The sequence below is a fragment of the uncultured Ilumatobacter sp. genome, from assembly GCF_963980585.1.
Taxonomy (GTDB): Bacteria; Actinomycetota; Acidimicrobiia; order Acidimicrobiales; family Ilumatobacteraceae; genus Ilumatobacter_A.
Window position 1 is genome coordinate 1 of the sequence record NZ_CAXCAM010000042.1, and the last position, 23,445, is coordinate 23,445.

General features: G+C 63.6%; 18 protein-coding genes, 1 tRNA gene, 1 other RNA gene and 2 pseudogenes. 12 read left to right on the forward strand and 10 right to left on the reverse strand.

Translation table 11 applies throughout. The features are described from left to right. Positions 1-21: 21 nt before the first annotated feature. Positions 22-109 (reverse strand) — tRNA-Ser (locus ACH2DW_RS12240). A 90-nt stretch (positions 110-199) separates the two neighbouring features. On the opposite strand from ACH2DW_RS12240, the gene ffs reads away from it, so the two are divergent. Next, an RNA gene (gene ffs / locus ACH2DW_RS12245) (signal recognition particle sRNA small type) lies at positions 200-298 on the forward strand. A 112-nt stretch (positions 299-410) separates the two neighbouring features. Here ffs and ACH2DW_RS12250 read toward each other — a convergent pair. Continuing rightward, positions 411-1,277 carry a 5'-3' exonuclease H3TH domain-containing protein gene (locus tag ACH2DW_RS12250; protein ID WP_394930030.1) on the reverse strand — a complete coding sequence of 289 codons (867 nt, stop codon included), beginning with the start codon at positions 1,275-1,277 and terminating at the stop codon, positions 411-413. An 890-nt stretch (positions 1,278-2,167) separates the two neighbouring features. On the opposite strand from ACH2DW_RS12250, the gene ACH2DW_RS12255 reads away from it, so the two are divergent. Further along, positions 2,168-2,326 carry a hypothetical protein gene (locus tag ACH2DW_RS12255; protein ID WP_394930031.1) on the forward strand — a complete coding sequence of 53 codons (159 nt, stop codon included), beginning with the start codon at positions 2,168-2,170 and terminating at the stop codon, positions 2,324-2,326. Positions 2,327-2,379: 53 nt separating this feature from the next. Here the strand turns inward: ACH2DW_RS12255 and ACH2DW_RS12260 are convergent, their stop codons facing one another. Both ACH2DW_RS12260 and ACH2DW_RS12265 read right to left on the reverse strand, forming a co-directional pair. Continuing rightward, positions 2,380-3,015: an SWIM zinc finger family protein gene (locus tag ACH2DW_RS12260; protein ID WP_394930032.1), complete on the reverse strand. Its 636-nt coding sequence runs from the start codon at positions 3,013-3,015 to the stop codon at positions 2,380-2,382. 76 nt (positions 3,016-3,091) lie between these two features. Beyond that, positions 3,092-6,103 carry a DEAD/DEAH box helicase gene (locus ACH2DW_RS12265; RefSeq protein WP_394930033.1) on the reverse strand — a complete coding sequence of 1,004 codons (3,012 nt, stop codon included), beginning with the start codon at positions 6,101-6,103 and terminating at the stop codon, positions 3,092-3,094. A 160-nt stretch (positions 6,104-6,263) separates the two neighbouring features. Here ACH2DW_RS12265 and ACH2DW_RS12270 point away from each other — a divergent pair, with 160 nt between their 5' ends. Together ACH2DW_RS12270 and ACH2DW_RS12275 are read left to right on the forward strand one after the other, a co-directional pair. Further along, positions 6,264-7,103, forward strand: a complete 840-nt coding sequence (locus ACH2DW_RS12270; RefSeq protein ID WP_394930034.1) for a heme-dependent oxidative N-demethylase family protein — start codon at positions 6,264-6,266, stop codon at positions 7,101-7,103. A 55-nt stretch (positions 7,104-7,158) separates the two neighbouring features. Further along, positions 7,159-9,672, forward strand: coding sequence for an ATP-dependent Clp protease ATP-binding subunit (locus tag ACH2DW_RS12275; RefSeq protein ID WP_394930035.1), 2,514 nt, complete (start codon positions 7,159-7,161; stop codon positions 9,670-9,672). A 318-nt stretch (positions 9,673-9,990) separates the two neighbouring features. On the opposite strand, the pseudogene ACH2DW_RS12280 reads toward ACH2DW_RS12275, so the two are convergent. Together ACH2DW_RS12280 and hisD are read right to left on the reverse strand one after the other, a co-directional pair. Further along, a pseudogene (locus tag ACH2DW_RS12280) lies at positions 9,991-10,317 on the reverse strand (response regulator); the annotation flags it as partial. Positions 10,318-10,459: 142 nt separating this feature from the next. Beyond that, positions 10,460-11,773, reverse strand: a complete 1,314-nt coding sequence (hisD, locus tag ACH2DW_RS12285; RefSeq protein WP_394930036.1) for a histidinol dehydrogenase — start codon at positions 11,771-11,773, stop codon at positions 10,460-10,462. Positions 11,774-11,890: 117 nt separating this feature from the next. On the opposite strand from hisD, the pseudogene ACH2DW_RS12290 reads away from it, so the two are divergent. The 3 genes and pseudogenes from ACH2DW_RS12290 to purB form a co-directional block, all read left to right on the forward strand. Then, positions 11,891-12,645 (forward strand): annotated as a pseudogene (locus ACH2DW_RS12290) (thiamine pyrophosphate-binding protein); the annotation flags it as partial. 234 nt (positions 12,646-12,879) lie between these two features. Beyond that, on the forward strand, positions 12,880-14,157 hold the full coding sequence (locus ACH2DW_RS12295) for an adenylosuccinate synthase (RefSeq protein WP_394930037.1): 1,278 nt from the start codon (positions 12,880-12,882) through the stop codon (positions 14,155-14,157). Between the two features lie 23 nt (positions 14,158-14,180). Beyond that, positions 14,181-15,455: an adenylosuccinate lyase gene (gene purB, locus ACH2DW_RS12300; protein WP_394930038.1), complete on the forward strand. Its 1,275-nt coding sequence runs from the start codon at positions 14,181-14,183 to the stop codon at positions 15,453-15,455. 19 nt (positions 15,456-15,474) lie between these two features. Here the strand turns inward: purB and ACH2DW_RS12305 are convergent, their stop codons facing one another. Next, on the reverse strand, positions 15,475-15,861 hold the full coding sequence (locus tag ACH2DW_RS12305) for a hypothetical protein (protein ID WP_394930039.1): 387 nt from the start codon (positions 15,859-15,861) through the stop codon (positions 15,475-15,477). Between the two features lie 90 nt (positions 15,862-15,951). Between ACH2DW_RS12305 and ACH2DW_RS12310 the strand changes: the two genes are divergently transcribed. Together ACH2DW_RS12310 and ACH2DW_RS12315 are read left to right on the forward strand one after the other, a co-directional pair. After that, on the forward strand, positions 15,952-16,764 hold the full coding sequence (locus ACH2DW_RS12310) for an acyl-CoA thioesterase (protein ID WP_394930040.1): 813 nt from the start codon (positions 15,952-15,954) through the stop codon (positions 16,762-16,764). A 58-nt stretch (positions 16,765-16,822) separates the two neighbouring features. After that, positions 16,823-17,407 (forward strand): orotate phosphoribosyltransferase, encoded by a 585-nt coding sequence (locus tag ACH2DW_RS12315; RefSeq protein ID WP_394930041.1) that lies wholly within the window; start codon positions 16,823-16,825, stop codon positions 17,405-17,407. A 24-nt stretch (positions 17,408-17,431) separates the two neighbouring features. On the opposite strand, the gene ACH2DW_RS12320 is transcribed toward ACH2DW_RS12315, so the two are convergent. After that, the gene (locus ACH2DW_RS12320; protein ID WP_394930042.1) at positions 17,432-18,829 is read right to left on the reverse strand and encodes an FAD-binding oxidoreductase; all 1,398 of its coding nucleotides are present in this window, start codon (positions 18,827-18,829) and stop codon (positions 17,432-17,434) included. Between the two features lie 74 nt (positions 18,830-18,903). Here ACH2DW_RS12320 and ACH2DW_RS12325 point away from each other — a divergent pair, with 74 nt between their 5' ends. Together ACH2DW_RS12325 and ACH2DW_RS12330 are read left to right on the forward strand one after the other, a co-directional pair. Further along, positions 18,904-19,050, forward strand: coding sequence for a hypothetical protein (locus ACH2DW_RS12325; protein WP_394930043.1), 147 nt, complete (start codon positions 18,904-18,906; stop codon positions 19,048-19,050). Then, positions 19,047-19,703, forward strand: a complete 657-nt coding sequence (locus ACH2DW_RS12330; protein WP_394930044.1) for a nucleoside deaminase — start codon at positions 19,047-19,049, stop codon at positions 19,701-19,703. The genes ACH2DW_RS12325 and ACH2DW_RS12330 overlap by 4 nt, the downstream gene beginning before the upstream one ends. A 16-nt stretch (positions 19,704-19,719) precedes the next feature. Here ACH2DW_RS12330 and ACH2DW_RS12335 read toward each other — a convergent pair whose 3' ends face one another. Then, positions 19,720-20,661, reverse strand: coding sequence for an NAD(P)-dependent oxidoreductase (locus tag ACH2DW_RS12335; protein ID WP_394930047.1), 942 nt, complete (start codon positions 20,659-20,661; stop codon positions 19,720-19,722). A 171-nt stretch (positions 20,662-20,832) separates the two neighbouring features. Here ACH2DW_RS12335 and ACH2DW_RS12340 point away from each other — a divergent pair, with 171 nt between their 5' ends. After that, a complete protein-coding gene (locus ACH2DW_RS12340) occupies positions 20,833-22,932 on the forward strand; it encodes a 3-hydroxyacyl-CoA dehydrogenase NAD-binding domain-containing protein (protein ID WP_394930045.1) in 2,100 nt (699 codons plus the stop codon). A 43-nt stretch (positions 22,933-22,975) separates the two neighbouring features. Here the strand turns inward: ACH2DW_RS12340 and ACH2DW_RS12345 are convergent. Then, positions 22,976-23,445 (reverse strand): amidase family protein (locus ACH2DW_RS12345; RefSeq protein ID WP_394930046.1); only part of this gene is annotated, 470 nt, incomplete at its 5' end.

Here is a 23,445-nt window from a genome sequence, read left to right on the forward strand (position 1 = left end):
GGTTTTTCTTCTAAGACCCCATGGCGGAGGGAGAGGGATTCGAACCCTCGGAAGGTTGCCCTTCACACGCTTTCCAAGCGTGCCGATTCGGCCGCTCTCGCACCCCTCCCGGGTGGACAAACTCAATGAGATCGTCGGTCGGAAGGATATCCGGACCGGCTATCATTTCGGTCACGGCGATCTCGCCGAGTGAGGTGGTGACCGGGTCCTGTGCAACGGACGCCCGTGAACCAGGTCAGGACCGGAAGGTAGCAGCCTTCATCGGCATCGTCTGTGTGCCGCAGATCGCCTGGTCATCACCTCAGTCGGCGAGATGTCATCAGCAAGTTGCGCTTCGATCTCGGCGTGACCTGCCCAGCAATTCGGTGAAGCTCGCGCCGAGATCGCCGAACGGCTGGTTCAGGGCCACCTCAGCGAGCAAGCCGCTCGGCGTACGCGAGTAGTTCGGGGTTGTCGAGTTCGCCGCAGATCGTTGCGAAGTCCGCTGTCGGACCACCCCACTGCCAATCGTCGACGCTGCCGACCTCGACGTCGTAGTCGAGGGTGGCGATCTGTCGGAAGAGCAACGCATCGTCGAACTGTGCCTGCAGTGTGGCTGCCAGTTTCGCGGCGCCGCGCAGGCCGGGTACGTCCCACTGTCCGGGGGCTGCGGGGATGTTCTCCAAGTGTTCGTATCGAGCGAGGACCGCGCTTGAACTTTTCGCCCCCCAACCGGGAAGACCGGGGAATCCGTCCGCGCTGTCACCGACCAGGCCGAGGTAGTCGGGAATCGACGCTGGCCCGACCCCGAACTTCTCCGTGACCCCGGCTTCGTCGATGATCAAGCGGTTGCGCCGATCGAATTGGACGATGCGGTCGCCCTCGACGCACTGGCCGAGGTCTTTGTCGGCGGTGACGATGAGGACTTGCTCGACTCGTTGGTCGGACCCGGCGATACGAGCGGCGGCGCCAAGTGCATCGTCGGCTTCGAATTCGATCATCGGCCACACGGTGAATCCGGCAGCTGCGAGGGCCCGCTCCATCACGGGGATCTGCTCCTTGATGTCAGGATCCATGTCCTCACCGGTCTTGTAGCCGGGGTACAGGGCATTGCGGAAGCTCTCGATCACGTGGTCCGAGGCGACCCCGACATGTGTGGCGCCGTCTTCGATCAGCGCGAGCGTCGATGCGACCACACCAGCGGCAGCTGCGTGTGGATGGCTGTCGCGATGGCGAGATGCCGTACCGAAGTGCTGGCGGAAAAGTTCGTAGGTGCCGTCGACCAGGTGCACGCGCATCCCAGGAGCCTACGTCTGGCAACGCAGCCCCTGGAACGCCGGCCAAGGGCGGTGGTTTGTGTCATGTCTCTGGCAGCGCTGTGTGAAGTTCTGCCCAAGTGGGCGCAACCGATTGTGGGTCGTCGCGCTCGCCTTCGACACGATCTGCGCCGGTAAGCGCGGCCGCTCACAGCGACGTTTCACCAGCTCACGGGTCCTCCTCGCTGAACAGTTGACGACCCTCAGTAAATCCTCAAGAGGTGCTCGTCATTGGTCGATAGATGTCTGGAGGTCACCTTGACCAATCACCCGACCCCGCATCCGCCACAACGAGAAAAAGGAGGCAGCAATGACTGATGAGCTCAACGCCGTGAAGCAGCAGATCGTTGCTGCGGTTTAGCAACAGCTGACCGAGTACAGCGGACAGGTTCGAAGCGCCGTCCAGGCCCTACGCGACGAGATCTCCGCCGAGCGCGCCGCGCGATCGCAGTCTGACCAGCAGGTCCGAGCGCTGGCTCAGGGCCTTGAACGCGCACAGCAATCCCAGACGGGCTTTCAGTCTGAAGTCCAATGTGTACTCGAGGAACGACTCACTGAAATTGGCGCACACTCCAATCGCCGTCATGAGGAGATGAGTACGCGGCTCGATCGCGTGGTCGGCGAGGCCAACACCGGGCTTGAAGCAGTCGTTGAATCGGTCAGCCGGCCGATTCTGCGCGAACTGGAGCACCGACAGGCCGATCCTGCTGTGGATGTGGGCACCGAATTGACCCACCTGCCGTCGGGAAGCTCCCGATGTTGAGCAGTTTGCTCAAGAACACGGTGACAAGGTCCGAGTAATTGGCCTCGGTACGCAGGACAGCCTCGGTCAGGCCAACGACTTCGATAATAAGTTCGGCACGACTTTCGACATGCTGTGGGACGAGTCGTTCATTTCGTGGCAGACCATTGGCGTCAGTTCGCAGCCAACCGCAGTGATGCTCAAAGCCGACGGCACGCCGATCACTGGCTGGATCGGGTCATTTCCCGAAGATGAAGTCCTCCGGCTCGCCGCCGACAACCCTGCCTGAACCGGTCAGTCCGGGCCTGGCACAGGACGATCCCTGACGACGTCGCAGCCGGCTCAGTCCCAGTCCACGCGCATGTGCTGCATCGCATCGCGTAGCACCGCGGCCAGATCGCGGTCCTTTGGCGGTCGTAAGTCGGCGCGTTCGAGCACGGGAATTTCTGGCAATTCGGTTCCGGGCTGAAGGACGAGCACCGGCCGGAGCGAATCCTCGACGACGTGCGGTGGGGGTGCGGGCGGTGGCTCGTCATCGTGCTCGTCGTCGCGCACGAGTGAGAGATGTCGCCGCGTCCCGCGTGTCGGCGTGTCGTCGAAGTCCGGTGGGTCGGCGAAGTCAGAGGACGGGTCGTTGTCGTCCGCTCCCTGCCGGCGCCACACGTCGAGGAGCGCGGGTTCGATCAGAAACTCATTGCTCAACGTGTACAGCGTGGCGACGACGTGCTTGCAGGCATGCCCGTCCCAGTTGTCGTCGTCCGGACAACTACACGTGCAGGTGATGTCACGCCGCAATGGCATCCCGCTGCCACGGGTGACCTCAACGGTGGCGACGTAAGGCATCGAGCGCGACCCTTGGATCTCGCAGGTGACCACACCTTCGTCGATGATGATGTCGAGCACCGACCCGTCGCTTGCGTACTGCTTGCCACGACGATGCCGCGTCGGGTCGCTCATCTCGGCTGCGAGGACCTTCATCATCGTTGCCGGTAGACGGCCTGGCTGACTTGTGCCGAATGGCTTGCGGGGCCGACTCATAATTCGATCACGCCCATCACGATTCCTGCTCCAACACGACAAGGTCGCGGAGGTCGTCGGTTGACAGCTCGCTCAACCACGCTTCGCCGGTCCCGACAACAGCATCGGCCAGTTTGCGTTTGTCGTCGATGACCTGGCCGATGCGTTCTTCAACGGTTCCCTCGCAGACCAGCTTGTGGACGTTGACGGTGCGTTGCTGTCCGAGTCGCCAGGCGCGATCGGTTGCTTGATCTTCGACTGCGGGATTCCACCAACGGTCGTAGTGGATGACCTGACTTGCCGCCGTGAGGTTGAGTCCGGTGCCGCCGGCCTTGAGTGACACGAGCAGGAGCGCGGGCCCCGTGCCGTCCTGGAACTGATCGACCATCAGGTCGCGTTTGAGGCGGGTGACGCCGCCGTGCAGGAATGGTGGATCGAACCCGAATTGTTCGGTTACATGCTGGTTCAAGAGCTCGCCCATCTCGCGGAACTGGGTGAACACCAGGGCTCGTTCGCCCTGGTCGAGCAAGTCGGTGACCAACTCGTCGAATCGCGTCAGCTTGCCGGATCGGCCTGCCAGGCGCGAACCGTCTTTCAGTGCGTGTGCCGGGTGGTTGCACACCTGCTTGAGCCGCATGAGCGCGGCCAGCACCAGGCCGCGTCGGCGCATCCCGCTCTCTTGTTCGGCGTCGTGGAGGAGCTGGTCGACGATCTTTTGATACAGCGTTGCCTGCTCTTTGGTGAGCTTGGCGTACGCGATCTGCTCGATCTTGTCGGGCAGGTCGGGCAGGAGTCGCTTGTCGGCTTTGGTCCGGCGGAGGATGAACGGTTGCGTCATGCGTCGCAACCGCGCTGCGGCATCGGGGTCATGGTGACGTTCGATTGGCGTTCCGAACTTGTCGCGGAACTTGGTGAGGCTGCCGAGCAGGCCGGGGTTGACCGCGTCGAGGATGGCCCACAGTTCGCTCAACCGGTTCTCGACCGGCGTGCCAGTGAGCGCCAACTTCTGGTCGGCGGTGAGGGCTCGGACTGCCTTGGCGGCCTTTGTGTTTGGGTTCTTGACCATCTGGGCTTCGTCGAGGACGACGGTTGACCACTCGATTTCGCCGAGGTGTTCGAGGTCGCGGGGAAGCAGCCCGTAGGTGGTGATGACGAGCTGGTGTTCCGGATGGATCGAGAACAGTTCGCCGCTTTCGTCGTGGCCGGTGCTGACGTTCTTTTTGCGGGTTGCGCCGTGATGCACGGTGACGTCGAGCTTGGGTGCGAACCGTTCGCTCTCAGTGCGCCAGTTACGGACGACGCTCAGCGGGCAGATGACGAGGTGTGGGCCGGGGCGTTCGAGCAGGTGGGCCAACGTGGTCGCCGTCTTGCCGAGCCCCATATCGTCGGCCAACACGCCACCGAGGCCGAGTTTGGCGAGAAATTGCAGCCAGGCCAGGCCGCGGCGTTGGTAGTGGCGCAGCTCGCCACGAAACTCCGATGATTCCTGTTTCTCTTCGAGTTGTTCGTCAGGTAAGCCGGCAAGGAGTTCGCGCACCCAGTCCGCAGCAACGCGGTCACGTTCACCGATGCCGGCGTCGTCGTACGGGTCTGCCCCTTCTTCTGGGCCCCGCCCATCGTGGACAAAGATCAGCGGATTGTCTTCGGTGCTGTCGTCGTCGTTCGCGAGCCGCATCAACTCGAGTGGCTTGACCTTGCTGTGGTTGGCCTTGAGGTCGGTGAGCCGCTCGCGTTTGCGCCGTAGCTCGTCGGCGTCAATGCGCACCCAGCGCTGGCCGGTGTGGAGCAGCGTGGCCCCGGCTTCCTCGGCGCGTGCGAGTTCAGCGTCGGAGATCTGTTCGTCGCCGATGACGAGCTTCCACTCGACGAGGGCGTCCTTGCTGAACTGCTTTTTGCGGTCGTCGGGAGGTGCTGGCGTGGCTTCGCCCGAGACGTTGACGCGCGTGCGGATCAGCCGCTCGGGGCCGATGAGTTCAATGCCCAATCTGTCGAGTTCGGCTGGTGCGATGTCGATGAAGTCTTCGGCCACGTCGAGTTCGAGCTCGACTCTGGTCGGCTCGTGCTCGGCGGCGAGGTCACCGAGTCCGGGGATGGCCACGACTCGCGTGACGAGGTCGCTGATCAAGTCACCCAGCGCGTCGAGGTGTTCTTCGCCGCGCGCGACGTCGATGGCGACCTGGTTGCGCTCCCACACGTCGTTGGCCGAACACCAGCGAGCGGCGTCGCTGTCGTCGACCAGTTCGAGTCGAACAATCCACGGGTCGAGCGGGTCATCGGCGATCAGCAGGCGGAGGCGCGGCACGAGGACGGGCTCGCCATTGAGCCGACGACGATGTCGATCAAGATCGTCGCGCAGGTGCTGGACGGCGACGTCGTAGCCGTCGGTGTTGCCCCGCATGACGTGATCGGGCTTGGAGAGCGCTCCGAACAGTGCCCGCATGGCCTGGTAGTGCGGCTTGCGTTGACGCCCCAGCTCGGCCTTCCATCCGGCCTGATGGAGAAACGAACGGGCGATGCCATCGACGAGTTGGGTGTAGATCGTCGCGACGGTGACACCTGATCCGGCAACGCAGATGTCCGGCATCGATGCACCAAGTGCAATCAACACGTCATCGATCTGGTCGTCGGTGACGGCTTTCCAGCGTCCGACGGTGAATGGTCCTTCGGTGTCGATCACGGGCACGATCCGGTTGGTGGCCACTGTCCGGCGTGCCAACTCGGCGATCCGCGCAAACCAGCGCAGCGAGTCGCTCAGGAACTCCGCTTCGGGGAGTTCGCTGAGCCACACGGCCGTGCCGATGGCGTCGAGCTGCACCGACGAGGCGTGCATTGTGGGGTGACCCGGAACGTCGATGGTGATGCGGCCAATGGCCCCGTAGGAGATCGGGGAGTCGTGCCAGCCGGTCCGCCGGCCGTCGTCGCCAATCTTGCGGAAGCCCGAGTAGAGCCATGCCATCGATGCGGTGTCGAGACCGTTCCAGCCCCACACATGCAGTGCGCCCGATCGCCACGTGCCTTGCGGAACGTGGGGTGGGCGGTTGCGAGACATCCATCTCACGATACCGAGCAGTTGTCACACCCTTCCCGGCGTTGCGATATGTGCGCCGCCGTTTGTGTCACGAACGAAGCCGTCGAGCGTCAGTCCGTCGTGACATAAATCGGCGGCCGGGCAGGACCGGCCGAGGTGGCGACGTCGTAACGTGGGCAATGTGTCGAGTGCACCGCCGTATCTGCCGTTCAGGGAGGGGCCGACCAGTGGCGACTTCAAGTGGCGGCTCGGTGTTCGGCCACTCGATCTCGACAACTGGATCGAGTGGGGCCCCGACGCCCCAGCGGCGTTGGCGTACAAAACCGAGTTGAACCAGCGGCATCCGGACACGGTGTTCGCAGCGCTCGACGGCATCGAGCCCGAGTCGACCGAAATTGCCGAGGCCATCGCTGCCCACGTCGGCGCACCGCTGCGCGATGATCTCCACCCGCTTGATGCCGCAGCGCGCCTGGTGCCCGAGGACTTGGTGCTGATGGTCGAACGTCCAGGCGCCAACGGACCAGAGTTGCGTTTCGGTGGCGGCTCGGTCTGCTTCCCAAACCGATGGGACCTTCGATCCAAGCTGGGGTTGACGATGGTCGAGGTGCACGCTCCCGTGGCCCGCCTCAATGACCAGCTCGCGGTTCCGGTTGATCGGTTCTTCGATCGGCTTCGCCCCGACCGGAGTTACTGGCGCCTTGGCTGGGGCATCCTCGACACCGCTGACTGGTACACGCCGATTGATGGCACCGCGGCACCGCGGCCTGCTGACCTTGCGCCGGAGGAGATGTTTCTGCGTGTTGAACGCGAAACCCTGCGCCGCTTCCCGGCAACAAATTGTGTGCTGTTCACCATTCGTACCTATGTCGCACCGCTCGACACGGTGGTGACACCCGCAGCGCGCCGTCGTTTGGCCGTCGCGCTCGAGGCAATGCCCGATGACGTGCGGGGGTACAAGGATCTGGCCCACACTGCCGAAGGCATCGTGGCGCATCTCCAACTGACTGTTCCCCGAACTTGATATAATGACACTCAGCATTATTGATAAACATACGAACCAGTGAGGAACGTTGAGCATGGCACTCGATCCGAAGAAGTGGACACTGAAGACTCAGGAGGCCTTTTCGGCTGCCATCGACCAGGCAAAAGAGCTGTCGAACCCTGAGTTGACGCCCGATCACGTGCTTGGCGCATTGATGCGCCAGGAGGGCACCATCGTGCCAGCAGTGCTCGCCAAGCTTGGACAGGCGCCGTTGATGGTGCGCAACAAGGTCGACGAGCGCGTCCAAGCGCTCCCGAAGGCCTTCGGCGGCAACGAGCCGCGCATGAGCAAGGAGCTGACCAACAAGGTCAGCAACGCGGAGAAATATCAAAAGGATCTCGGTGACGACTTCTTGTCCGTCGAGCACCTGTTGTTGGCCATGAACGATCGCCTCGACGTCGGCTCCGAAGAGCTGCTCGTGGCGCTCAAAGACGTCCGCGGCTCGCACCGCATCACCGATCAGAACCCCGAGGAGAAGTTCGGCGCACTCGAGAAGTACGGCCAAGACCTCACTGCCCGGGCTCATGAGGGCAAGATCGACCCGGTCATCGGCCGCGATGACGAGATTCGACGCACGATCCAAGTCCTCTCGCGACGTACTAAGAACAACCCGGTTCTCATCGGCGAACCCGGCGTCGGCAAGACGGCCATTGTCGAAGGCCTTGCGGCGCGCATCGCAGACGGTGATGTCCCCGAAGGACTGAAAAACAAGCGGCTCATTGCGCTCGACATCGGTTCGATGCTCGCTGGGGCCAAGTACCGCGGTGAGTTCGAAGAGCGACTCAAGGCGGTCCTCAAGGAGATCACCGACGCCGAGGGCGAGGTCATCACCTTTGTCGACGAACTGCACACCATTGTCGGCGCCGGTGGTGCCGAAGGCGCAATGGACGCCGGCAACATGATCAAGCCGATGCTGGCCCGCGGTGAGCTGCGGATGATCGGTGCGACCACCCTCGACGAATACCGCAAGTACGTGGAGAAAGATCCGGCGCTCGAACGCCGTTTCCAGCAGGTCTACGTCGGCGAACCCTCGGTAGAAGACACGATCGGCATTTTGCGCGGGCTCAAGGAGCGCTACGAGGTGCACCACGGTGTGCGCATCCAAGACTCGGCGCTCGTCAGCGCAGCAGTGCTCTCTGACCGCTACATCACGGCGCGTTTCCTGCCCGACAAGGCGATTGACCTCATGGATGAAGCAGCGTCGAAGCTGCGCATCGAGATCGATTCGCTCCCGACTGAGATCGACGTCGTCCAGCGGCGGATCTTCCAACTCGAGATCGAACAGGTCGCACTCGAAAAGGAGAGCGACAAGGCTTCCGCCGAGCGGCTCGAGATGTTGCACGACGAACTCGCACAGCTCAATGCGTCCGTTTCTGAAATGAAGGAGCATTGGGAACAGGAAAAGCAGGCCATCGACGCGATTCGATCGCTCAAAGAGGAGCTGGAAGGACTGCGGCCGCAGATCGACCGCGAGTCCGACCTTGAGCTCGCGGCTGAGATTCGCTACGGCCGCATTCCTGAACTCGAACGGCGAATCGAAGAGGCGACGACGCACCTCGATCAGCTGCAGGAAACAAATGCGATGCTGAAAGAAGAGGTCGACGCTGAAGACATTGCCGAAGTCATCGGCAAGGCGACCGGCATCCCCATGAGCCGGTTGATGGAGTCCGAAACCCAGAAGCTGGTTAACCTGGAAGGGCTACTCGACAAGCGGGTCATCGGCCAGGACAACGCGGTGAACAAGGTGGCCAACGCCATCCGCCGCAGCCGTGCCGGCTTGAGCGACCCCGATCGTCCAATTGGTTCGTTCATGTTTCTCGGGCCAACGGGTGTGGGCAAAACCGAGCTGGCGCGTGCGCTCGCCGAGTTCTTGTTCGACGACGAAAAGGCCATGGTTCGTATCGACATGGGCGAGTACATGGAGAAGTTCTCCGTGTCGCGCCTCGTCGGCGCCCCACCCGGATACGTCGGCTATGACGAAGGCGGCCAGCTCACCGAAGCGGTTCGTCGCCGCCCGTACTCCGTCGTGCTGCTCGACGAAATCGAAAAGGCGCACCCCGACATCTTCAACACACTGCTCCAGGTGCTCGACGATGGTCGTCTCACCGATGGGCAGGGACGTACGGTCGACTTCACGAACGTCGTGTTGATCATGACGTCGAACCTGCCGGGCGACCCCCAAGACTTCTTCAAGCCCGAGTTCATCAACCGAGTCGATGACATCGTGCGCTTCAGGTCGCTGAGCGAAGCCGATCTTCGTCGGATCGTCGACGTGCAACTCGAACGGCTCCGTGTGCGGCTCGGGAACAAGCGGATCACTCTGGATGTCTCTGATGCGGCGATGGAGCAGTTGGCCCATGAGGGCTACGACCCGGCGTTCGGTGCTCGGCCGCTGAAGCGAATCATCCAACGCGAGATCGGCGACCCGGCTGCGCTGTTGATCCTCGATGGCACCATTGGCGAGGGTGACTCGGTGGTCGTCGAGGCGGGCGGCCCAGACGGCACCGGTGGGGTCGCAGGCCTCGCAGTCGGCCCCGGGCCCCGGTGACTTGAGCCCGACGGCGCCTTCTTGACGCACACTTGACACCGAAGACGGATCGGGGCTGGCCGAATATGGCCATTCCTCCCGCTGGAACCCCGGGGTTTCTGCTTTTTCGGCCCACGTTGCTGGGTCAGATCCGTCTGAGCGCGTCCTGCGCGTGGGCTTCGTCAGCGCCGGACGGCGAGCAGTGACAATGTGAACGTGGCTGGGTGCTGGGCCGTGAGTTCGAGGCGGCCACCATCGGCTTCGGCCAGTCGGCGCGGCGGGGACCAGATTCTCCGCGTGGTGCTGGCCGATGCGTAGCCGAGCGCGGATGCAGGCCACCAGTTCGGCGAGGCGAAACGGCTTGGCCACATAGTCGTCGGCGCCGGCATTGAGCCCGACGATCACGTCCATCTCCTCGGCGCGGGCAGTCAACATAATGACCGGGAGATCGGGGTGGTCGGCGCGGAGTTTGCGGCAGACGTCGAGTCCGTCGATGTCGGGCAGTGTGAGGTCGAGCAGGACAAGATCGGGCACGGCGTTGGCGACCGAGGCGAGTGCGGGTCGCCCGGCGGCAACGTGCACGACGTCGAATGCTTCGGCCCGCAGCACGCGTTTCAACGGCTCGCTGATCCGTTCGTCGTCCTCGACGAGCAGCACGTTGGTCATGGCCCCACGAGCGAACGGAACGCACCCGATGGGGTCACGGATGCCAACCACAACCGCGCGGCGGCGACTTCGGGGTCGGGACCAGACTTCACTGACCAGATGTCCCTCGGGACCAGACGTCACTCGGACGTCACTGGGTCACTCAGGTGGCGCGGAGGTGGAGGGCGTTGGCGTGCGCAGGGAAACCCTCGTGTTCGGCGAGCGCGATGACACTTGGGGCCATGCGCTGGATTGAGCCGGCATCGGCGCGGGCGACGGCGGTGCGCTTCAGGAACGTGTCGGCGGTGATGCCGGACGAGACCTGCGCGAAGCCGCTCGTCGGGAGCGACGCCGGGCAGCCGATCACGAAGTTCGCAGCGCTGAACGGGGTGTGCTGGCCAACCAGGATCTCGCCGGCGTTGATTAGGCCGTCGACGACGAAGTCGACCTGATCGTCAGCGACGGCAACTTGGAGGTGTTCGGCCGCGTAGGCGTTGGCAACGTCGATCGCCATCGCAAGATCATCAACGATCACGCAGCCGCCGTTGGGGCCGAGCGACGCCCGAGCAGCTGTCGCGCGAACCTCAGGGAGAGCGTCGAGCTGCTCGGCCAGCTGCGCATCGGTTGCGTCGGCGAGTGAGATAGACGTGGTCAGCAGCACCACTGAGCTGTCGTTGCCGTGCTCGGCTTCGATCAGAAGGTCAGCGGCAAGGCGAACGGGGTCTGCTGTTTCATCCGCGATGACGAGGCTCTCGGTCGGGCCGAGCAGCATCATGGTCGACACACCGAAGCGCTGCATCTCGACTTGCGCAAGCGCGACGGCGGGTGAACCCGGGCCGACAATCTTGGCGACACGCTCGATCGACTCCGTACCGAAACCGAGTGCTGCGATACCAGCTGGCCCGTTGACGCGGAACACATTTGAGATCCCGAGCTTGCGACAGACGACAAGAACGGCCGGATCAATCTCGCCGTTGCCGCCTGGCACGGGAGGCACCACCAGTGACAGCCGTGGCACGCCGGCGGCCATCGCGGGAACCGCGAGCTGGTAGGCGACGCTCGGATAGCTCGCCTTTCCCGACGGGGTGAACAGACCCGCTGAACTGATCGGCGTGATCTTCTCCCCAACGAAGAGTCCCGGCTCACTTTCGACACTCCAGTCCTGAGCCTGCAGCATCTGGGTCTCGTTGAACGTTCGTAGATGGGCGATGGCATCGTCGATGGCGGCGTCGACCTCGGCGGTGACTGCAGCCGTCGCAAACTCTTCGTTCGTGACACGGAGTTGGTCGGGAGCGATATCGATCTTGTCGAACTTGGCGAGTGCGTCGCACACCGCCGCGTCGCCGCGCTTGCGCACGTCGTTGAGAATGTTGCCGATCGAGGTGCGTAGCTTGGGGTCGAAGATGTCATCGAGGCCGCGATGCATCAGTGCAGCACGAGTCTCGTCGTTCATTTCGGACCACGTCTGTCGCCGCATCACCGTCACCCTCTTAACGGTACCCAGCTGCCCGCCCAGATGTCGGAGGAGTTGTCATCCGGGCCGAACCCGATCGACCAGCTGACGCCGCTTCTTTAGGTGTCGTACCCTGCCGCCATGAGCGAATCGACTTCTGAACAGTGGCATCGGGTGCTGGACGCCGACGACTTGCCCGAAGGGCGCGTCACGACCGTCACGGTTGGTCGCCGATCCCTGGCGGTCTCGCATCACGAAGGCCGGTACGGAGCCATCGACAACCGCTGTCCGCACTAGGGCGGCCCGCTCGGCGAAGGGTCGATCGAGAAAGGCTGGTTACGTTGCCCGTGGCACGGCGGCGACTATCACCCGTGCACGGGCCACGCGCCACAGGGCAGTGACGACGAGGTCAGTCCGTTCGCGATCGAGCAGCGGGACGACGGGATCTGGGTGTCGGTTCCCGACGATGAACCACGCGCCCGAACCGTCAGCGATGTGGTTGTCGAGACCATGGTGAACTGGGGCGTCACTGCGGTGTTCGGCATGGTCGGACACAGCAACTTCGGGTTTGCAGATGGGATGCGGGTCGCCGAGGAACGTGGCGACCTCCGCTTTTCGGGATCCGTCACGAAGGCGCGGCCTCATTTGCCGCGAGCGCCTACGGCAAGCTGACCCACGACGTCGCGGCGTGCTTTGGGATTGCCGGGCCGGGGTCGACGAACCTGCTGACCGGGCTGTACGACGCCAAAGTCGACCGGACGCCGGTGCTGGCCCTTTCAGGCCAGGTGTCCTCGAAGGTCAAGGGGCGTGGCGCCTTCCAGGACGTTGATCACGAAGGGGCGTTCTCTGACGTCGCAGCGTTTTCTGAGGCGGTGCATTCGGGGTCGAACCATGCCGGGTCGACTCGGTCGGTCAGCTCGACGCAGCGCTCGCCGCAGCCTTTACCTACAACGGTCCAGCGCTCGTCGAAGTGATGACCGACGCCCTACTCGTGTAGCCAGGGATCGGCGCGCTTGACGAAAAGCACGGCTCATCTGCGCATCGGATGGCCTGGCATGCTCAGGCGGCCAGTAGTGTCACATCACGTTCCATCAACCATTTCTGCCTGGTGAATCAGGCCGAGGAGCGTCATGCCAGTCACTGTCGTTATCGGAGCCCAATGGGGCGACGAAGGCAAAGCCAAGGTCATCGACCTGCTGTCGAAAGAGCACGCCTACGTCGTGCGATATCAGGGCGGCCACAACGCGGGCCATACCGTGGTCGTCGATGGCGAGAAGTATGCGCTGCAACTCGTGCCGTCGGGAATCTTGTACCCGCACGTCATTCCGGTGATCGCCAACGGAGTCGTTGTTGACCTGCCGACGCTGTTCAACGAAGTCGACATGCTCGAATCGCGTGGCAACTCGTGTTCGGACCTCAAGGTGTCGAGTCGAGCGCACCTCATCTTCCCGTGGCACCAGAGCCACGATGCGATCTCCGAGGCAATGCGTGGTGACGACAAGCTCGGTACGACGCTGCGTGGCATCGGTCCCGCTTACGCCGACAAGATGCGCCGAGTCGGTATCCGTGCTGGCGATGCGCGTGACCCCGAACGGTTTGCGCGGCTGATCCGCGAGCGCGCAACGATCGAGAACAAGCTGATCGGCGAAGCCGGCGGAGAAGAACTCGATATTGACGAGATGGTGGAACGATTTGGTGCGCTGGGCGCGCGCCTGGTGCCGTACCTGGCTGACACGATCAGCCTGCTCCACAATGCGCTTGCTGCGGACGCGCACATCTTGCTCGAAGGCGCTCAGGCCACCTTCCTCGACCTCGACCACGGCACGTACCCGTACGTCACATCATCGAATCCCACTGCTGGAGGCGCCAGCGTCGGGTCGGGTCTTGGACCCCGCGACCTCGGTCGCATCGTCGGTATCACCAAGGCGTACACCACGCGTGTCGGTGCCGGCCCGTTTGTCACCGAGCTGTTCGACGACGACGGCAAGAGGCTCGCGGAGGTCGGCCGTGAGTTCGGCACCGTCACCGGCCGCGCTCGTCGTTGCGGATGGTTGGACTGCGTGATGCTGCGCCATGCGGTGCGACTCAACTCGCTCACGGAACTGTCGCTCACCAAGCTCGACATTCTCGACGGGTTCGACACGGTGAAAATCTGCACCGGTTACCTGCACAACGGTGTCCCGGTCACTGACTATCCCGATCAATACGACGTGCTGGAAGCAATCGATCCCGTCTACGAAGAACTGCCCGGTTGGAACACGGCAATCAACGAGATGCGTGAGCCGGGTCAATTGCCGGATGCAGCCAAGCGCTTTATCGAAGTCGTCGAACGTGAAGTCGGCATCCCCGTCAACGTCGTCGGCGTCGGAGCCGAGCGCGATGACTACTTGATTTGGGGCACTGAATGATTCCCCGGTATTCCACTCCGGAGATGGACGCTGTGTGGTCCGACACGTCCAAGTTTGCTCGTTGGCTCGAAGTCGAGTTGCTGGCGACCGAAGGCCATGCAGCGGTCGGTGTCGTGCCGCAGGAGGCAGCGACGATCTGTCGGGCAAACGCGCCCGTCGCTGACGATGCGTTCCTCCAGAAGATTCTCGACCGCGAGGCGATCACTGATCACGACGTGGCGGCATTCGTCGACGTCACCCAAGACGCGATCAACGATCCTGCTGGCTCGTGGATCCACTATGGGCTCACGTCATCGGACGTCGGTGACACCGCCCTGTGCTGGGCCATGCGCGACGCCGCGGACTTGATGATCGAGGCGTCAACGGAACTGCTCGAGACGTTGATCGGCTTGGCACGCGAGCATCGCGACACCGTGATGATCGGCCGCACGCACGGCATCCACGCCGAGCCGACCACCTTCGGCGCCAAGGTCGCTCTCTGGGCATTGCAGGTCGAGCGTGACCGGGAGCGGCTGCGCACGGCACGGGCCACGGTTGCGGTGATGAAGCTGAGCGGTGCCGTCGGCACGTACTCGAACATTCCGCCCGAGGTCGAGCAGTTCGTCGGTGATGCACTGGGGCTGGCGCCGGTACCGGCCACGCAGGTCGTCGCCCGCGACCGTCACGCCGAGTTTCTCTACGCCTGTTCGTCGGTCGCTGCCACATGTGAGCTGATGGCTGTCGAGCTGCGCCATCTCCAACGCACGGAAGTGCGCGAAGTGCAAGAAGGTTTCAAGCCGGGTCAGAAGGGCTCGTCGGCCATGCCGCACAAGCGCAACCCGATCTCGGCGGAGACCATCAGCGGGCTCGCTCGCGTCGTGCGGTCGAATCTGCTTGCCGGGCTGCAAGACATCGCCCTGTGGCACGAGCGCGACATCTCGCACTCATCGGTCGAGCGCGTGATCCTGCCGGATTCGTCGCAGCTGGCCTTCTACATGATGCGCCGGTTGCGACGACTGCTGGCGGGGCTCGTCGTGATGCCGGAACGCATGCAGGCCAATCTCGACGCCAGTTATGGCCTGGTTTTCAGTCAGCCCGTGTTGCTGTCGCTCGTGCAGGGTGGCAAGACGCGTGACGAGGCGTATCGCATCGTGCAACGCAACGCGATGCAGGCCTGGGACGAGGGCACTGATTTCCGGGCCCTCCTCGAAGCCGACAGCGACGTCGACAACGCCGTGCTTGACGATGCGTTCGACTTGCGTCGCTCACTCAGCAACCTCGGCCGTGTTTTTGACCAGCTCGACGCCATCGACGTCTGAACCGAACTGAACGTCTTAGTCAGTCGCCGCGGCTGACGCCGGCGGACTTGAGCACGCTGGCGTCGACGCCGACGTCGCGCCAGGACTGGTACGAAATTTTCTTGCTCTCGCTGTAGCTCTTGGCGATGCTCACGAACGCTGCTTCAAGCGATGTCATGTCAATGGTGCTGGACATTGCGTCGAGTTCGGCACTCAGGTCACGGCGCTCTTGAACGAGCAGCAGTTCGTCGAGGGGGCTCGCAGCTGCGAGTTCGACCTCAAGCTTCTGAAGACGCGCGGCGATCGTGTCGGGGGTGCGCTTCCGACCCCGCTTGGGCTTTGTTGCACGGAGTCCTTCGAGGTATTCGCGCACAATGCGGCCCTCGGCGCGGCCCTTTGCGAGGGCTGCTTTGTGTTCGTCGCTCATCGGCGATTTTGGGCTATTTCCGTCTTCCATTTTGACACTATAGATCTCATTGTAAGGAATCTGATGAATTCTGCAATAGGTTTTCCGGTCTTGTTCGAACTTTCGCCCCATGGCACCGATGTCTTTGTCGGCACGGGCCCGCAGTATCCGTGGGGCGGTCTCTATGGTGGGCAGATCGTGGCGCAAGCACTGCATGCTGCATCTTTGTCGGTGGATTTGGACTTTGAACCGCACTCGATCCGCGCGTATTTCATTCGAAAGGGCGACGCGAGCGAGCCGGTTCGCTACGAAGTCGATCGCATTCGCAATGGTCGCACGTTTGCGACTCGCCGTGTGGTTGCGCGCCAAGCAATCGGTGCAATTCTCAATGCGGAGAGTTCGTTCCAGCGACCCGAGCTGGCAGCAGTCGTGCAGACCATTGCCATGCCCGATGTTCCCGAGGCTGATCGATTGGAGCAGACGTCGTGGACTGACGCATTCGACCGCGCATCGGTCCCGGCGGGCGAGGTGCGTGATCGTGTCGCCGGCCGAGTTGGCACCGGTCGTGCGGTGGCATGGATGAAGGTCAATGAGGACCTCGGCGATCCTGGTGATCCGGCGGCACAGCTCCTGCATCGTTCCTGGCTCGCGTACCTCTCGGACGACCTCCCGACCGACGCTGTCATACGCGCCCACCCGGTCGCAGCCGACGCCGAGGAGGATCGGTTCTTCGGTGCCAGTCTCGACCACACGATTTGGTTCCATCGCACGCTGCGCGTCGACCGCTGGCATCTGTATGACTTCTCCTGTCACCACTTCGTCGGCGGGCGCGGCCTATCGATTGGCCACGTTTTCGCCGCTGACGGGCTACACATCGCGACCGTGGCGCAAGAGGTACTGGTCCGCGATCGCCAGGCGCGCTGACGGCCTGTCCGGATACGAGAGCCGTTGCCGCGGCGTCGTCGGATAGTTTCCTCGCTTGATGAGCACTGCCGAATTGCCCGAGCTGTCGCCCACCCTTGATCGTCTGCGCAGCCATGTGCTCGAACACTCCGTCAAGACGGGCACGTTTACGCTGAAGTCGGGCGCCACCAGTTCGTGGTTCCTCGACACCAAGCAGACGGCCTGCCGAGCCGATGGCATCATTGCCGTGACCGACGCAGTGGTCGAGGTATTCGGTGATGTTCTGGATGGCATCGACGCGATTGGCGGCTTGACGATGGGCGGCGACCCGGTGGCCTATGGGGTGCAGGCCGTCGCTGCGACTCGTAGCCAGTCATTGCGGAGCTTCAGTGTTCGCAAAGAGCCCAAGGCCGGCGGGATCACTGGACGGATCGCCGGTGCGTTGCTGCCTGGGGATCGAGTCCTGGTCACCGAGGACACCACGACACGCGGTACGTCGCTGATCGAAGCCGCTGAGCAGATTGAGGCCTATGGCGCCTACCCGGTGTTCATGACGGTGATCGTCGATCGTGGTGGCACGTGTGCGGCAATGGCAGCGGCCAAAGGGATTGATTACCGCCCGCTCCTGACCGCGCCTGATCTTGGTTTTGGTTTCGGCACCTGAAAACAGGCTGTCGCTTCGGGCCGGTCAGGGCTGCAGCACGCCGGGGTTGAGCATGCCCGCCGGGTCGAGGGCGGCGCGGATCGCGGCCTGCGCGGCGAGTTCTGCGGGATTCCGAATGAGGTGCAGCCACGGGGCCTTTGCCACACCGATGCCGTGCTCTGCTGAGATGGTTCCACCGAGTGATGCAACTGCCTTCAGCACCGTGTCGGCGATGCGCTCGGGGTGTGAGGCGCCGATGTGATTGAGGTGCAGGTTGGCCTCGGCGAGATGTCCGAAGGGAATCAACCGGCAACCGTCAGCGTCAGCAGCATCCTGGGCAACCTCGATCAGCTGAGCCAAGGCGTCGAGGGGCACGGCGACGTCAAGCTTGAATGTGGGCACGCCCGCCTCGGTGGAGGCCGCTGCGATTGCCTCGGTGATGCGATCGCGAAAAGCGACGAGCCGCTCGCGCTGCACCGCATCGGTCGTCACTGCCGAGTCAATGATCCCATCGGCCTGGGAAAGCACATCAAGGAGCTGTTCGGACGGGTCGCCATGGTCAGCACAGTCGATTATCACGTACAGGACCGCCTCGGGCGATGATACCGGTGGCTGCCGGCCAAGGTGTTCGCTGACGAGCCTCATGGCAGCGGGCGCGATCACTTCAACGGCGTCAAGCGATGTCAGCGATTGGCGGAGCGTGGCCAGGAGTCGTGTTCCTGCTGCGACCGACTCGACGGCCACCAACGCGGTGGTCGTGTGTTGAAACCATGGCACGAGGCGAAGTCGAGCGGCAGTGATGACGGCGAGGGTGCCCTCAGACCCGGCGAGCAGGGACGGCCAGTGCAGCCCGGCGGTTTCCTTCGGCAGTCCGCCAAGTGACCCGACGATTGCCCCTTCGGCGGTGACTGCTTCGATGCCAACGACCTGCTGGCGCATGGTGCCGAATCGCAGCACCCGAGATCCGCCGGCGTTGGTGGCAATTGCCCCTCCGATGGTTGCGGTGTCGCGTGCTGCGAAGTCCACTGGTGTATCGAGGCCGGCGTGACGAGCCTGCTCACGCCACGTTGTGAAAGTGACTCCTGCTTCGACAGTTACTTGCATCGCAGCAGTGTCGACGGCGCCGAGACGGGTGAGTCGGATGAGCGACAGCACGATGGCAGCACGCGCCCCAGATGCTGCCGGGCGCGGGACGCTGCCACCGACGAGCCCGGTGTTCCCCGCTTGGGGCACGACGGCCACATCATGTTGAGCACAGATCCGAATGACCGCGGCGACCTCTTCGACGGAGTCGGGCCGCACGACAGCGCGGCACGGGCCCTGGTATCGCCCGGTCCAGTCGACCTCGTATCCGGCGCGCACATCGTCATCGACGAGCACATGGGCCGCACCAACCGCAACGGTCAGTTCCTCGATCATGTCAATTGGGGCCGCGGACTGCACAGACACACCCTGCCACGCACGGCGGTGTCAGTCGGCAGCGATCGTTCTGGGACCTTTGCCCTGGGTGTTCCCGGATGGAACGTTCTACCATCGACATGTTCGCTGGATTGACGGACACCTTCGAGGGGGAGTGGACATGGAACAGTGTGATTGCCGTGATTGCCGTGATTGCCGTGATCGCCGTGATTGCGGTGATTGGGCTGGTTGACTCATCCAGATGAGTTCTGCGACCGAGACATGGAAGGGCCTTTCGCTGCCGTGGCAGGTGGCGTTCGAGGAGGCGTGGGCATCGTTTCGTGCGGGCAACTTCGGGGTCGGCGCGGTCGTAACCGATCCGGCGGCGGAGAACGCCATTGTCACCGTCGGCCGAAATCGGGTGATGCAGACCCAGCGTGCGCCGCGCACGCTGTCGGGGAACATGACGGCACATGCCGAGATGAACGCGTTCGCCGAACTCGACACCTTCGACGCCGAGGGACTGCATCTGTACACCACGCTCGAGCCGTGCCTGATGTGTGCCGCTGCCGCAATGCAGCTCAAGGTCGCCCACGTGCACTACGCGGCTGCTGACGAGTTCTACGCGGGAATGAGCGACGTGTGGGCGTCAGCCCCGGTCACTGCTGCGCGCACACCGGGCTCGACCATGCCGTTCGATGGTCCGCTCGCCGCCTTCGCCCGGTTGTTGCCAATGGCCTTCACGCTCGATCAGTTTCCGGGCCGGTCGGCGGAACAACTCGCGCGGTCCGAACACCCCGGTCTCGCCAAGCTGATCGATCGCCTCCGAGAAGACACTGTGTGGGCCGAGATCCGCCAGGCCGGCACGTGCCACCGGGCGCTCGGGCACCTCTGGGACGACCTGGCCGCCATCGCCTGAGTCGCTGGCGCCGCGGTCACTGATCGGTCACTTCCCAGGGTGGCGTCCAGTCGCCGTCCATGCGAAATGAGAGACCGGTGTCGTCTTCGAGGCGCTTGGCCACGTGGAGTTCGCCGACATCGCCTCCGTATCGGTTGCCGGCATCCTGGAACGCGGCGCGCGCCGCGTCGGTGAGCAACAGCGGTGCGTCGACGTCGGCCTGCAGTTCGTGGAGGAGGCCGAGGTCCTTGAGGCAAAGATCGACGCTGAACGATGGGTCGTAGTGACCAGCGAAGATCGATGGCCCGTCGTGGCGTGCCACGAAGCTGTCACCCACCGACTCGATGATGGCGCGGTACAGCGTCGACAGTTCGACGCCGTGGGACATGCCGAGGGCGAACCCTTCGCCCAGGGCTGCCGCGGCGACGAACCAGAGTTGGTTGGTGACGAGCTTGACGACATTGCCGGTGCCGAGCGCTCCGCACGCAATGACGGTGCCGAGTTCTTCGATGATCGCGGTAGCGCGAGCCACGGGTGCCTCGGCGCCGCCGATGAAGAGCGTCAGTCGGCCGTTGCGGGCGCCGTCGACGGCTCCGGTGACGGGCGAGTCGACCACGTCGACGCCCGGTGGGGCCTCAGCGGCGAGGCGTGCAACGAGCTCCTTGCGGTTGGTGGTCAGATCGACCCACAGTGATCCGGCGCGCAGCGCGGCGAGCGCGCCTGCCGTGACCATGACGGCTTCGACATGGTCGGGCCGCGGCAGCGAGGTGAGCAGGACGTCGGCACGTGCGGCGCAGTCGGCGGCTGACTCGGCTGGTCGGGCACCGTGCGCTGCAGCGTGGGCGACCTTGGCGTCGTCGAGATCGAAGGCGATCACCTGGTGTCCGGCGGCGAGAAGGCGTTCGCACATCGGCCCGCCCATGTTGCCGAGGCCAATGAATCCAATGATGTCGCCGTTGCTCATGTGGTTCCCGTCGATCTGTGTCTCGAACCGCTGGTGCCAGCGGTTCGCTCCCGCTGAGCTTCCCGGTCGTGACGGCGCATGTCAATCCCCGGCATCGGGGCAACGTTGAGGCGTGCGGTGGCGAATGGTCGTGTCAACGGCGGGTCGGAATCGAAGTTGAGGGCCCGGGTTTGCTTGACTGTGGAAATGAGTGAATCGATCGAACTGTCTCAATCCGTCCGTCTTGAACGTGACGGCGACGTTGCCCTGGTGATCGTCAACAACCCGCCGGTGAACGCACTCAGCTGGCACGTCCGTCAGGGCCTGTTCGACGGCATGACACAGGCTGTTGAATCAGGTGCGAAGTCGATCGTCGTGATCTGCGACGGACGGACGTTCATTGCGGGCGCGGACATCAGCGAGTTCGGGGGCAACGTGCCCAAGGCGGCCGGTTTGCAAGAGGTGCAGGCGGCGATGGAAGATGCTCCCGTCCCGGTGATTGCAGCCATTCATGGCACCGCCCTCGGTGGCGGCCTCGAGGTGGCACTGTGCGCGCACTACCGCGTCAGCGTCGCGTCGGCGAAGTTCGGTCTCCCCGAAGTCAACCTCGGTCTGCTGCCGGGTGCCGGCGGCACGCAGCGTCTGCCCCGTCTCGTCGGTGTGCCAAAGGCACTCGAAATGATGACCACTGGCCGGCACGTCAGCAGCGCCGAGGCGCAAGCGGGCGGCCTCGTCGATGAAGTCATCGCCGGTAACGGGCTCGACGAGCTGCGCGCCGCGGCCGTTGCGTTCGCGAACAAAGCCGTTGCTGAGAACCTGCCGCTCGTCCGCGTTCGCGACCGTGACGACAAGGTTGCCGAGGCCAAGGGCAACGATCAGCTCTTCGCCGACTTCCGCAAGAGTGTCGCCCGCAAGACCCGTGGCTTCCTCGCCCCCGAGTACAACATTCAGTGCATCGAGGCCGCTGCCAACCTGCCGTTCGACGAGGGCCTCAAGGTCGAAGGCAAGCTGTTCATGGAACTGATGACGGGCCCGCAGTCAGGTGCGCAGCGCTACTACTTCTTCGCCGAACGTGCGGCGAACAAGATCCCCGACATCGCGAAGGACACGCCGCTCATCGACGTGCAGAAGGTCGGCATCCTGGGCGCCGGCACGATGGGTGGCGGCATCGCGATGAACTTCGTCAACGTCGGCATTCCAGTCACCATTGTCGAGCGCGATCAAGCATCGCTCGACAAGGGCCTCGGCGTCGTCCGCAAAAACTACGAGCGCTCGCGTTCGACCACGGCCGAGCAGGTCGAGGAGCGGATGGCGCTCATCACCGGCTCGACGTCCAAGCAAGATTTCGCCGACTGCGACATGGTCATCGAAGCTGTCTTCGAGGACATGGAGCTGAAGAAGTCGATCTTCAAGGAGCTCGACGAGATCTGCAAGCCGGGCGCACTGCTCGCGTCGAACACCTCCGCGCTCGACGTCAACGAGATTGCTTCGGTGACCAGCCGTCCCGAGAGCGTGATCGGCATGCACTTCTTCAGTCCAGCCAACGTGATGAAGCTGCTCGAGAACGTCCGCGGTGACAAGTCCTCTGACTCGGTCGTGGCAACCACGATGGCGATCGGCAAGAAGATCAAGAAGGTCTCGGTCATGGTCGGGGTGTGCCCGGGCTTCGTTGGCAACCGGATGCTGTTCATGCGCGGTGCTGAAGCCGAGCGGATGCTGATGGAAGGTGCGACGCCAGCCCAGATCGACAGCGTGCTCTACGACTTCGGTTTCCCGATGGGCCCGTTCTCGATGAGCGACCTCGCTGGCCTCGACATTGGCTGGAAGGAAGAGAAGTCGTCGTCATCGACGATCCGCGAGATCCTGTGCGAGAACGGTCGTCGAGGCCAGAAGAACGGCCGCGGCTACTACACCTACGACCCCGACACTCGTGCGGCCACCCCTGACCCCGAAGTCGAGCAACTGATCAAGGACTTCGCTGTTTCGAAGGGCCATGAGCAGCGTGAGGTCACCGATCAGGAGATCCTCGAACGCCTGCTCTACCCGATGGTCAACGAGGGCGCGAAGATTCTCGAGGAGAAGATCGCGATCCGCGGCAGCGACATCGATGTGGTGTGGGTCAACGGCTACGGCTGGCCGGTCTACCGCGGTGGCCCGATGCACTGGGCCGACTCGATCGGTCTGGCCGAGATCGTGTCGAAGATCGAGAGCTACAGCGAGTCACTCGGTGGCAAGCACTGGGACCTCAGCCCGCTCCTCAAGTCCCTCGCCGAATCAGGCGGCCAGCTCCAAACCCACGCCAGCTGACGAACTGCAGCACACTTGGGGCCAGACCCCGAGTGTGCTGCGATCAGTCGGCCAGACTTGGGCGCGGGCAGCCCTCGGTGAGCGCGGTGATGTGGCGCGCGACTTCAAGCGTGGTGCGGTCGTGGAGAAACGGGCCGACGATCTGCACGCCAATCGGTAATCCGTCGCGGTCCGCTCCGACGGGGACGACTGTGGCCGGCAGGTAGCCGACTCCGGCGGGAGCGATCCACGCGAACAAGTCGAGATACGACTTCTCGACGCCACCGATCTCAACGGTGCGCTCCCACTGCGGGCTGTGGTCGTGGGCGATCGCCGCGCGGGGATGCACGGGCATGAGCAGTGCGTCGAAGCCCGGCTCGTCGTCGGTGCCGCTGAAGAAGCCAGCCCACTTTGCGCGGAGCTGGAGTTGGCGTTCGTGCGCGGAGAGCCAGTTGCGGTGTCGCGCGGCAGTGCCGCGCTTGACCCGACCCATCGCTGTGTCGCTCGTGTCGGTGGCCATGTGCTCGATCTTGT

What these genes read in the sequence shown, in the direction of transcription:
- ACH2DW_RS12250 (WP_394930030.1), bottom strand. Translation starts at nt 1,277, where the DNA reads ATGCGCGTGCACCTGGTCGACGGCACCTACGAACTTTTCCGCCAGCAC.
- ACH2DW_RS12255 (WP_394930031.1), top strand. Translation starts at nt 2,168, where the DNA reads ATGCTGTGGGACGAGTCGTTCATTTCGTGGCAGACCATTGGCGTCAGT.
- ACH2DW_RS12260 (WP_394930032.1), bottom strand. Translation starts at nt 3,015, where the DNA reads ATGAAGGTCCTCGCAGCCGAGATGAGCGACCCGACGCGGCATCGTCGT.
- ACH2DW_RS12265 (WP_394930033.1), bottom strand. Translation starts at nt 6,103, where the DNA reads ATGTCTCGCAACCGCCCACCCCACGTTCCGCAAGGCACGTGGCGATCG.
- ACH2DW_RS12275 (WP_394930035.1), top strand. Translation starts at nt 7,159, where the DNA reads ATGGCACTCGATCCGAAGAAGTGGACACTGAAGACTCAGGAGGCCTTT.
- hisD (WP_394930036.1), bottom strand. Translation starts at nt 11,773, where the DNA reads ATGCGGCGACAGACGTGGTCCGAAATGAACGACGAGACTCGTGCTGCA.
- ACH2DW_RS12295 (WP_394930037.1), top strand. Translation starts at nt 12,880, where the DNA reads ATGCCAGTCACTGTCGTTATCGGAGCCCAATGGGGCGACGAAGGCAAA.
- purB (WP_394930038.1), top strand. Translation starts at nt 14,181, where the DNA reads ATGGACGCTGTGTGGTCCGACACGTCCAAGTTTGCTCGTTGGCTCGAA.
- ACH2DW_RS12305 (WP_394930039.1), bottom strand. Translation starts at nt 15,861, where the DNA reads ATGAGCGACGAACACAAAGCAGCCCTCGCAAAGGGCCGCGCCGAGGGC.
- ACH2DW_RS12315 (WP_394930041.1), top strand. Translation starts at nt 16,823, where the DNA reads ATGAGCACTGCCGAATTGCCCGAGCTGTCGCCCACCCTTGATCGTCTG.
- ACH2DW_RS12325 (WP_394930043.1), top strand. Translation starts at nt 18,904, where the DNA reads ATGGAACGTTCTACCATCGACATGTTCGCTGGATTGACGGACACCTTC.
- ACH2DW_RS12330 (WP_394930044.1), top strand. Translation starts at nt 19,047, where the DNA reads ATGAGTTCTGCGACCGAGACATGGAAGGGCCTTTCGCTGCCGTGGCAG.
- ACH2DW_RS12340 (WP_394930045.1), top strand. Translation starts at nt 20,833, where the DNA reads ATGAGTGAATCGATCGAACTGTCTCAATCCGTCCGTCTTGAACGTGAC.